Genomic DNA, 10,072 nt, shown 5'->3' with positions numbered 1-10,072 from the left:
ACCCCTCCAGCAAGATCACGAACTACAGCTGGAGTATTACCGTGGTCCGAACCCTCGGTAGGGCTGAAGCGGGATCACTGTGAACTCCGACAGCCCGGACTTGGCCATCGGCAAAGCGTCCACTGTGGACCTGGCCGTGGATTCGTCCGGCGCTTCGACGACGAAGCAGGCGCCGGGGAGGTCGTCGCGCAGCCAGATCTGGCGGACGACCCCGTCGAGGTAGAGGCGGCGCACCCGGTCCGTCTCGGCGGGGATGACCTCGGCGAAGTCGGCCTCCTCGAACGTCTCGGTGCGGCGGCGGCTGAGAACCATGAACTGCATGACAAACCTTTCGAATCAACGGTGGGAGAGTTGCGCGGTCTTGAGCAGCCGGGCGAGCAGACCGCCCGCGCGCATCCATTCGTCCTCGGCACCGGTGTCGACGCGGGCGACGGCGGGGTGTTCGGACACCGCCCGCCCGCCGCGGCGGACGACGACGGTGAGCGGGGCGTTGACGAGCGGTCCGTGTTCCAGGCCGAGGACGTCGAACTCCTCGCTGCCGTCGAACGCGCCCAGCTCAGGGCATTCGACGGGCAGCACGCCCAACGCGACGAGATTCGTGCGATGGATGCGCTCGAAACTCCGGGCGAGGACCGCCTGCACGCCGAGCAGCCGGGTGACCTTCGCGGCCCAGTCGCGGGCCGACCCGGCGCCGTAGGAATGGCCGGCGACGACGACCGCGGGAGTGCCGCGCTCGGCGTAGGCGGCGGCCGCGACGTGCACCGGTACGAGGTCGCCGTCGGGGAGGAGGCGGGTCCAGCCTCCGGGCCGCTCCCCGGCGAGTTCGTTGCGCAGCCGCGGGTTGGCGAAACCGCCGCGCAGCATCACCTCGTGGTTGAGCCGCCGGGAGCTGTAGGTGCCGAGGTCCTCGCGCGCCACCCCGCGTTCGGCGAGCCACTGGCCCGCCGCCGAATCGGGCAGGATGCGCGAGACCGGGGAGATGTGGTCGGTCGTGATGCCGTCGCCGAGCACGAGCAACGGCCGCGCGCCTCGGATGTCCCCCTCCCGGACCGGCCTGGCGATCTCGGCGTCGGCGAACGGCGGCCGCCGGATCGTCCCCGTTTCGTCTTCCCACTGGTAGTTTTCCTCGTCCGGATGAGGCAGGCGCTGCCAGCGATCCGTCGTCATGGGCGAGAACGCGCCGGGAGACGCCAGCGCGGCGGCCGCGTCGATGTCCGCTTCGGCGGGCCAGAGGTCCGCCAGCAGCACGGGATTCCCGTCGCGGGCGGTGCCGAGCGGTTCGCGGTCCAGGTCGATCGTGGTGCGCCCGGCGAGCGCGAACGCGACGACCAGGGGAGGCGAGGCGAGATAGGCGTTGCGCACGTCGGGGTGGATCCGGCCGGGGAAGTTCCGGTTGCCCGACAGCACGGCGGAAACGGCGAGATCGCGGGCCTCGATCTGCCGCGCGACGTCCGGACGGAGCGGGCCGGAGTTGCCCATGCAGGTGCCGCAGCCGAATCCGGCGACTTGGAAGCCCAGTTCGTCCAGTGCCGGTTGCAGGCCGGCAGTGGCGAGCAGGTCCGCGGTGGCCTGCGAACCGGGGGTCAGCGAGGTCTTCGTCCACGGGGCGACTGCGAGGCCGCGGGCGACGGCGTTGCGAGCCAGCAACCCAGCGGCAGCCATCGCCCGCGGGTTGGACGTGATGGTGCAGCTGGTGATCGCGGCGATCACCACGGCTCCGTCGGGCAGATCGCCAGAGCCGGGCCGGGCCGCCGCGGGGTCGTACAGGTCGGCGGGCCGGAGCGGCTGGTGCGGGCGGGACGGCCCGGCCAGCGTCCGGTCCACCGTGGCGAGGTCCAGCTCGATCACGTCGTCGTAGTCCGGCTCGGCTCCGTAGAGCATCCCTTGCGCGGCAAGGTAGTCGCGCACCGGTCCGGCGGGGCGGCCAGTCGCGGAAAGGTAGTCGAGCGTGCGGGTGTCGGCGGGAAAATAAGCCATCGTCGCGCCGTACTCGGGTGCCATGTTCGCGATGGTCGCGCGGTCGGGCACGGCCAGACCGGCGAGGCCGGGTCCGTGGAACTCCACGATCCGCTGCACGACCCCGTGCGTCCGCAGCAGCGCGGCGAGCGTCAGCGCCACGTCGGTCGCCAGCACGCCCGGCCGGACCGTTCCGGTCAACCGGACCCCGACGACCTCGGGCACCCGCAGGTAAAGAGGCTCGCCGAGAGCGGCGGCAGTCGCCTCGATGCCGCCGGCTCCCCAGCCCGCCACGGACAGCCCGTTGATCATCGTGGTGTGGCTGTCGGTGCCGACGACGGAATCGAACCCGGCGAGCGGGCCGGGCGTGACGACGTCGGCGAGCACCTCGAGGTTCAGCTGGTGGCAGATCCCGATGCCGGGCGGGACCACCCGCAGGCCGGGAAACCGGGTCTGGGCCCAGCGGAGGAACCGGTACCGGCCGGCGTGGCGGGCGTACTCGCGGTCGAGGTTCGTCGCGGCGGCCAGGGGAGAGCCCGCGGTGTCGAGCTCCAGCGCGTGGTCGACGACGAGGTCCATCCGTTTGCGCGGGGCGACCGACGCCGGGTCGAGCCCGAGTCCGGCGGCCCGCTCGGCGAGCGCGACCAGGTCGGCGAGGACAGGAATGCCGGAAGCGTCCTGCAGCAGCACCCGTTCCGGGTGGAACGGGATCGCCGCGGCGGTGTCCCGGCGGGCCAGCGCGCGCACGTGCTCGGCCGTCACCGTGCGGCCGTTCTCGTGCCGCAGCACGTTTTCCGCCAGGACGCGGGTGGAGTAGGGCAAGCGTGCGAGCGGGCCTGCGCCGTTCGCTTCGGCGGCGGGCAGGCTGAAGAACCGGGTGCCGCCGGGCAGCGGCCGCAGCGCGCGGAACGAATCGAGGGTCACGGCTGCGGCACCGGACGTTCGGAGGCCCCGGTGTAGGCGGGCAGCAGCGGCGGCGGGATCGGCCCCTTGATCCGGCGTCCGGACTGGCGTTCCTCCCAGGCGTGGGACAGGATCCCCACCGAGCGGGACAGGATGAACAGCCCGCGGCCCAGTTCCGGCGGGAACCCGAGTTCCGCGTAGACGACGGCGGTCGCCCCGTCGATGTTCATCGGGACCGGTTTGGCCCGCCCGGCCGCCAGCTGCCGTTCGAGTTCCCTGGCGACGGCGAGGAATCGCCCTTCGACCACTCCGGCCTCGGCTTGGTCGGCCACTGCCTCCAGCAGGGGGTCGCGGCGCGGGTCGCGCGGGTGGAACCGGTGCCCGAAGCCGGGTATGTGCTGCCGGCGGGAGCGGAAGTCCGTCAGCGTCTTGGCGACCGCGGTCTCGAGACCGTCCTTTTCGGACTCCGCGCGGAGCTGGCCGAGGAGTTCCATGCACTGCTGTCCTGCGCCGCCGTGCACGTCGCCGAGCAGGCCGACGCCGGTGGACATCGCGCCGTGCAGGCCGACGCCGCACGTGGCCGCCATCCGCGCCGCGGCGATCGACGGGGCCTGCGGGCCGTGGTCCACCGCGGCGACGAGGGCCTTCTCCAGCAGCGCGGCCTGTGCCTTGCCGGGCAGCTCCCCGCGCACCATCAGCCAGACCGTCTCCGCGAAGCCCGCGCCGGAGATCAAGTCCTGCACCGGATAGCCGCGCAGCCGGATGCTCCCGGGCTCGATGTCTGAGACCGCGGTGGACCACCATTCGGTCACGTCCCGGGTCGACGTCGCCCGGACCGCTTCTTCGCGAGCGGAGGTCATACCGCCTTCTCCTCCCGCAGCCGGGCGATCTCGGGTTCCGCGAACCCCAGTTCCCGCAGGACCGCGTCGGTGTGTTCGCCCAGCCGCGGCGGTCGCGAGCCGGCGGCGACCCGTGCGCCGTCGACCCGGGTGGGGGCGCCGAGCACCCGCATCGCTCCGCCGGCCGCGGCGGGCGATTCGACTGTCGTGACGAGTTCGCGGTGCGCGATCTGTTCCGACGCCAGTGCTTCGGGCACGGAAACCACCGGCGCGGCCGGTACTCCGGCCTCCAGCAGGATCTCGTCCCACTCCGCCGCGCTCTTTTCCTTGAGGGAGGTCTCCAGCTCCGCTCGCAGGGCCTCCCGGTTGCGCTTGCGGTCCTCGCGGACGGCGAACCTCGGATCGCTGATCAGCTCCTCGCGGCCGAGCACCCGGCAGAGGACCTCGTACTGCTCCTGCTTGTTCGCCGCGATGTTGAGCGCGCCGTCGCCGGTCTCGAAGGTGCCGGACGGCGCGGAGGTGATGTTCTCGTTGGCCATCGGAGCCGGTTCGCGGCCGCCGATCAGATGATCCGACACCACCCAGCCCATGGCGGTGAGCGCGGCGTCCAGCATCGAGGTGTCGAGGAAAGCTCCTTGGCCGGTGCGGCGCTGGCGGAGCAGCGCCGAGGAGATCGCGAACGCCGCGGCGAGCCCGCCGAAGCTGTCGCACACCGGGAACCCGACTCGCAGCGGCGCGACCTCCGGCGTGCCGGTCACGCTCATGATGCCCGAAAGCCCTTGGACGACCTGGTCGTAAGCCGGCCTGCGCCGCATCGGCCCGGTCGCGCCGAATCCCGAGACGGCGCAGTAGACCAGTCTCGGGTTGATTTCCCGCAGCCGGTCCCAGCCGAACCCGAGACGCTCCAGCACTCCGGGACGGAAGTTCTCCAGCAGCACATCGGCGCGCGCCACCAGCTTCGCGAAGACGTCCTTGCCTCCCTCGCTCTTCAGGTCGACCGTCACGGACCGCTTTCCGGAGTTCTGGGCGAGAAACGAGACGCCGAGCCCTTCGCCGGACAGCCCCGGATCGGCGCCGAGCTGGCGGGCGAGGTCGCCGGTGCCGGGCGGTTCGACCTTGATCACCTCGGCGCCCATCAGCGCGAGCTGGTACCCGGCGAACGGACCGGCCAGCACGTTGGTGAGGTCGAGGACGCGTACGCCCTCGAGCAGGTCGGCGGTCACAGGAACACCTCCACCGGGCCGAGCCCGGCTTCGCTGATCTCGCGGGCGGCCGCGGTCACCGCGTCGACGTAGCGGCCGACGCGATCGGCGGTGAAGCGCGAGGTCGGCCCGCTCGCGGACAGTGCCGCGATCACCCGGCCGTCCTTGGCGAAAATCGGGGCGGCCACCGCCGACGCGCCCAGTTCGCGTTCGCCGTGCGTCACCGCGTATCCCGCCTCGCGGATGCTGGCGACCTCCCGCCGCAGCGGCTCCAGTTCGAGGCCGGACCGGCGGCCGGCCAGCTCGTGCAGCACCTCGTCCGGCGCGCCGCCGAGCAGGATCTTGGCGCTGGCTCCGCTCGCCAGCGGGTACGGCACCCCCACGGCGACCACGCTGCGGACCGTCGCGGTGCCCTCGGCCTGGGCGATCGCGGTCCGGTCGAGGCCGCGGCGGACGTAGACGTTCACGGTCTCGCCGCAGGATTCGGCGAGCCGCGCCATGATCTGGCGCGCCTCCGGACCGACCTCCCACAGCGCTTCCGCGAGCTTTACCCACCGGAGGAGACCCGCGCCGGGTCCGTAGGAGGAGTCGCCACGGTCCACGATCAGCCCGAGGGATTCGAGCGTCGCGAGCAGCCGCACGACGGTGGTCTTCGGCAGGCCGGTGAGTGCGACCAGCTCGCGGAGCTGCCGGATCGGATGCGCCGCGTCGAACAGTTCCAACACCTCGACGGCTCTCGCGATGCTGCGCACGCCGCCGTCGACCCGCGTGGAAGCGGTACCAGTCTCAGCCATGTCCACCACCATAGACCGTCAGATGGTTCGCGTAAACCGCATTGTGGGTTGACTGAGCCTTGAGCGCGTGTTCTCCTACTTTCCGCGATGCTCGGACTGGACAGCGGAATTCTTGAACCGCTCAATGGCGCGCTCGGGACGAGAAAGGGAGTTTCGTGAGTCGACAACAGGCAGATCTGGTCGTGGTGGGGTGCGGCGCGGGCGGGCTCGCGACCGCGGTGCGGTTTCTCGAATGCCGTCCGGAAGGCCGGGTCGTCGTGCTCGAACGGACGTCGAAGGCTCAGCGCGGCGGCAACACCGCGTGGACCGGCGCGTTCTTCCGGCTCGAACCGGACGGCGAACCGGCTGCCGACTTCTCCGCGCGGATGCGCGACCTGAGCGGCGGACGCACCGATCCGGCGATCATCGGCAGGCTGGCCGCACTGGCCCGGCCCACGATGGAATGGCTCAACGAGAACGGCGTCGCCACCAAACCGGACCTGACCTACTTCCTGACCTCGAAGGGCCCGCGGCTGATGCCCGTCGGCGGCGGCGCGGCGATCGTCGAAACCCTTGCCGCGCAGGTGGAAACCCTCGGCGGGACCATCCGCTACAACACCGCCGCCCACGACCTCGTCCAGGACGAGACCGGCGCGGTGACCGGCGTCGTCACGGCGGACGGCACGCAGTGGGAAGCGCCGACGGTGGTGCTCGCCTGCGGCGGTTTCGAAGGAAGCACGGCACTGCTCGACCGCCACCTCGGCGAGCGCGGGCACGAACTCTCGCCGATCGCCCCCGGCGGGCGCGCCAACCAGGGCGAGGGCATCGAAATGGGCGTGCGGGCGGGCGCGGCGACGGACGGGCAGTTCGAGCGCTTCCACGGCGAGCCGGTCGATCCGCGCACCCGTTCGCCGGAAGCCCTGGTCATGGTCTACCCGTACGGCATTCTGGTCGACCACCGCGCGCAGCGGTTCCTCGACGAGGGTTCCGACACCCCGGACAACACCTTCGAGTCGGTGGCCTACCGGATCTGGCGCGACGCCGATCAGTTCGCCTACGTCGTCGCGGACCAGAAACTGGTGCGCCAGGACATCGCCCGCGCCGTGCTGACCGACCGCGAGCCCGAAACCGCGGACACCCTCGAAGCGCTGGCGCAGCGGCTCGATCTCGACCCTGCCGCGCTCGTGGCGACCGTCGAGGCCTACAACGCCGCGGCCCGGCCGGGCCCGCTCGACGTCACCGCGCTCGACGGGATCGCGACCAGCGGTCTCGAACCGCCGAAATCCAACTGGGCCCGCCCGATCGACGAGCCGCCGTACGTCGCGTGGCCGGTCACCTGCGCCATCACCTTCACCTTCGGCGGCCTCAAAACCGACGAACACGCCCGCGTCGTGGACCGCCTCGGCGCACCGATTCCCGGCCTGTACGCCGTCGGCGAGACCGCCGGGATCTACCACGGCAAATACCCCGGCGCGACCTCCGTCCTGCGGGCCCTCTGCTTCGGCCGGGTCGCCGGGGAAGCGGCGGCGTCCCGTTCCACCACCCCGAGCACCGCGGCTTGAGGCCACAGGAGACAGCCATGAACCCGTCCACCCGCAGCATGTCCCGGCGCGCCGCCGTCGCGAGCCTCGTCGGCACCACCATCGAATGGTTCGACTTCTTCATCTACGGGCTCGCCGCGGCCCTGGTCTTCGGCGAGCTGTTCTTCCCCGAGGCCGACCCGCACAGCGGACGGCTGGCGTCGTTCGCCACGCTCGGCGTCGCGTTCGTCGCCCGGCCGATCGGAGCCGCGATCTTCGGCCACCTCGGCGACAAATTCGGCCGCCGGACCACGCTGATCGCGACCCTGGGCGTCATGGGCGCGTCGACCGGGCTGATCGGGGTGCTGCCGACCTACCGCTCGATCGGCATCGCGGCCCCGATCCTGCTGATCGCGTTGCGGCTGCTGCAGGGCCTCGCGGTCGGCGGCGAATGGGGCGGCGCGGTGCTGATGTCGGTCGAGCACGCACCGCCGTCGCGCCGGCGGCTGTTCGGGTCCGCCCCGCAGATGGGCAGCCCGCTCGGCCTGGTGCTCGCCACGGCGGTCATGTCCGCGGTGTCGGCCCTGCCGGACGACCAGTTGCTCGCCTGGGGCTGGCGGATCCCGTTCCTCGCCGGTTTCGTGCTCGTCGGCGTCGGGCTGGTGATCCGGCTCGGAGTCGCCGAACCGGAGCAGTTCAGCGAGCTCAAGTCGGCCGGACGGACAGCGCGGCTGCCGCTGCGCGAAGTCTTCACCGGTGCGCTGCGCGGGCTCGCCGCCGGCACCGGCGTGCAGGCGGCGGTCAACGTCGTCTTCTACCTGATCTCGGTGTACTTCCTGACCTACGCGACGGCGTCGCTGGGCATGCCCCGCAACACCGCACTGCTCATCGTGATGATCGCGGCCGCCGTCGACCTGCTCGCACTGCCGCTCGTGGCGTCGGTGAGCGACCGGATCGGCGCGCGCCCGGTGCTGCTCGGCGGAATCGCGTTCACCGCCGTCGCCGTGTTCCCGTTCTTCTGGTTGCTGGACGGCGATCACCCGGTCGTCACCGGTGTCGTGATCACCGTCATGATGCTGGGCGCGCACGCCACCGTGTACTCCGTGATTTCCAGCGTGATCGCCGACCAGTTCGACACCCGCGTCCGCTACAGCGGCACCGCGCTGAGCAACGCGCTCGGGGCGCTGATCTTCAGCGCTCCCACGCCTTTCATCGCCGAAGCCGTGGTCGGCAACGGCACCAGGTGGTGGCCGCTCGCGTTGCTGACCGTCGTCGCCGCTGCCATCTCGCTTGTCGCTGTCGCCGGTACTTCGCGCCGTCGGCGGCCCGCCGCCCCGGCGACCGAACCGGCTGTCTCCGCCTCCGCCTGAACACCTGTTGGGAGAACTGCTTTCATGTCCACCGAGAACTACGAGATGCTGATCGACGGAAAATGGCGCGTCGCGTCCGACGGCGCCACCTTCCCGTCGGTCAACCCGTTCGACGGTCAGGAGTGGGCGCACGTGCCCGCCGCCACGGCCCAGGACGTCGACGACGCGGTCACCGCGGCCCGGCGCGCGTTCGACGAGGGACCGTGGGCGCAGTCGACCCCGTTGCGACGCGCCGCTCTGCTGCGGCAATTCGGCGACCTCATCAAGGAAAACGCCGATGAACTCGCCCGCATCCAGGTGCTCGAAAACGGCAAGCTCATCCGCGAGGTCGCCGGTCAGACCGCCGCGCTGGCCAACCACTGCTACTTCTTCGCGGGTGTGGCCGAAGCTCCGGTGGGGGAGACGCTCGCCAGCAGTGTGCCCAACATGCAGGTCTTCACGGTGCGCGAGCCGATCGGCGTGGTCGCTGCCATCACGCCGTGGAACAGTCCGCTGGCGCTCCTGCTGTGGAAGCTCTGTCCCGCTCTCGCCGCCGGGAACACGGTGGTGGTCAAGCCGTCCGAGATCACGCCGGTGTCCACGCTGGTGCTGGCCAGGCTGATCCAGGAGGCAGGGTTCCCGGACGGGGTCGTCAATGTCGTCACCGGCGCGGGCGAGGCGGGCGCCGCGCTCGCCGGGCACCGCGGCGTCGACAAGATCGCTTTCACCGGATCGACCGCGGTGGGCAAGAAGATCGCGGTGACCGCGGCGGAACGGCTCGCCCGCGTTTCGCTGGAGCTGGGCGGGAAGTCCCCGAACATCGTGTTCCCGGACGCCGATCTGGACAACGCGGTCAACGGCGTCGTCGCGGGGATCTTCGCCGCCACCGGGCAGACGTGCATGGCCGGGTCCCGGGTCCTCGTCCACGAGGACGTCCACGACGAGTTCGCCGCCGCGCTGATCGAGCGCACCGAGCGGATCAAACTCGGCGACCCGCTCGACCCGGACACCGAAATGGGCACGGTCGCCTGCCAGGCCCAGTACGACAAGGTGCTGCACTACATCGAGGTCGCCAAGGCTGACGGCGCACATCTGGCGGCAGGCGGCGGCCGGCCCGAGGATCCCGCGCTGAGCAAGGGATTGTTCGTCCGCCCGACCGTGTTCACCGGGGTCGCCAACGACATGCGGATCGCCCGCGAGGAGGTGTTCGGGCCGGTCGCCGTCGTCATCAAGTTCCGGGACGAGGACGACGCCGTCCGCATCGCCAACGACACCGCGTTCGGGCTGGCGGCCGGCGTCTGGACCCGCGACGTCGCCCGCGCGCACCGGATGATCCGCCGCCTGCGTGCGGGCAGCGTCTGGGTGAACAACTACCGCAAGACGAACTACGTGGCCCCGTTCGGCGGGTTCAAGGAAAGCGGCATCGGCCGGGAGAACGGGTTCCACGCGATCGAGGAGTACACCGAGGTCAAAACCGCGTGGATCGACACCGGCAACCGCATCGCCGATCCGTTCAACCCGCGCGCGTGA

Annotated in this window: 8 protein-coding genes; 3 read left to right on the top strand and 5 right to left on the bottom strand. The window is 71.3% G+C overall.

Annotated elements, in window-relative coordinates; translation table 11 throughout:
- Positions 1-36: 36 nt before the first annotated feature.
- The 5 genes from EIZ45_RS37650 to EIZ45_RS37630 are packed head-to-tail and all read right to left on the bottom strand — an operon-like array spanning position 37 to position 5,694.
- Entirely contained in the window at positions 37-321 is a 285-nt protein-coding gene (locus EIZ45_RS37650; RefSeq protein ID WP_134667729.1) for a hypothetical protein, read from the bottom strand.
- Between the two features lie 15 nt (positions 322-336).
- Positions 337-2,880 (bottom strand): aconitate hydratase AcnA, encoded by a 2,544-nt coding sequence (acnA, locus tag EIZ45_RS37645; protein ID WP_134667730.1) that lies wholly within the window; start codon positions 2,878-2,880, stop codon positions 337-339.
- Positions 2,877-3,719: a citryl-CoA lyase gene (locus EIZ45_RS37640; RefSeq protein WP_134667731.1), complete on the bottom strand. Its 843-nt coding sequence runs from the start codon at positions 3,717-3,719 to the stop codon at positions 2,877-2,879. The genes acnA and EIZ45_RS37640 overlap by 4 nt, the downstream gene beginning before the upstream one ends.
- On the bottom strand, positions 3,716-4,921 hold the full coding sequence (locus EIZ45_RS37635) for a CaiB/BaiF CoA-transferase family protein (RefSeq protein ID WP_134667732.1): 1,206 nt from the start codon (positions 4,919-4,921) through the stop codon (positions 3,716-3,718). Before EIZ45_RS37635 ends, EIZ45_RS37640 begins: the two co-directional genes overlap by 4 nt.
- Positions 4,918-5,694 (bottom strand): IclR family transcriptional regulator, encoded by a 777-nt coding sequence (locus EIZ45_RS37630; protein ID WP_037812737.1) that lies wholly within the window; start codon positions 5,692-5,694, stop codon positions 4,918-4,920. The genes EIZ45_RS37635 and EIZ45_RS37630 overlap by 4 nt, the downstream gene beginning before the upstream one ends.
- 155 nt (positions 5,695-5,849) lie before the next feature.
- Between EIZ45_RS37630 and EIZ45_RS37625 the strand changes: the two genes are divergently transcribed.
- From EIZ45_RS37625 to EIZ45_RS37615, 3 genes are read left to right on the top strand one after another with little or no spacing between them, the layout of a single operon-like run.
- On the top strand, positions 5,850-7,235 hold the full coding sequence (locus EIZ45_RS37625; RefSeq protein ID WP_134667733.1) for an FAD-binding protein: 1,386 nt from the start codon (positions 5,850-5,852) through the stop codon (positions 7,233-7,235).
- A 17-nt stretch (positions 7,236-7,252) separates the two neighbouring features.
- A complete protein-coding gene (locus EIZ45_RS37620; protein WP_134667734.1) occupies positions 7,253-8,563 on the top strand; it encodes an MFS transporter in 1,311 nt (436 codons plus the stop codon).
- Between the two features lie 24 nt (positions 8,564-8,587).
- Positions 8,588-10,072: an aldehyde dehydrogenase gene (locus EIZ45_RS37615; protein ID WP_134667735.1), complete on the top strand. Its 1,485-nt coding sequence runs from the start codon at positions 8,588-8,590 to the stop codon at positions 10,070-10,072.

Source organism: Amycolatopsis sp. CFH S0740 (genome assembly GCF_004522315.1).
Taxonomy (GTDB): domain Bacteria; phylum Actinomycetota; class Actinomycetes; order Mycobacteriales; family Pseudonocardiaceae; genus Amycolatopsis; species Amycolatopsis nivea.
The sequence above is the reverse complement of the archived record's forward strand: the minus strand, read 5'-3'. Positions and strand labels throughout refer to the sequence as shown.

What these genes read in the sequence shown, in the direction of transcription:
- EIZ45_RS37650 (WP_134667729.1), bottom strand. Translation starts at nt 321, where the DNA reads ATGCAGTTCATGGTTCTCAGCCGCCGCCGCACCGAGACGTTCGAGGAG.
- EIZ45_RS37640 (WP_134667731.1), bottom strand. Translation starts at nt 3,719, where the DNA reads ATGACCTCCGCTCGCGAAGAAGCGGTCCGGGCGACGTCGACCCGGGAC.
- EIZ45_RS37630 (WP_037812737.1), bottom strand. Translation starts at nt 5,694, where the DNA reads ATGGCTGAGACTGGTACCGCTTCCACGCGGGTCGACGGCGGCGTGCGC.
- EIZ45_RS37620 (WP_134667734.1), top strand. Translation starts at nt 7,253, where the DNA reads ATGAACCCGTCCACCCGCAGCATGTCCCGGCGCGCCGCCGTCGCGAGC.
- EIZ45_RS37615 (WP_134667735.1), top strand. Translation starts at nt 8,588, where the DNA reads ATGTCCACCGAGAACTACGAGATGCTGATCGACGGAAAATGGCGCGTC.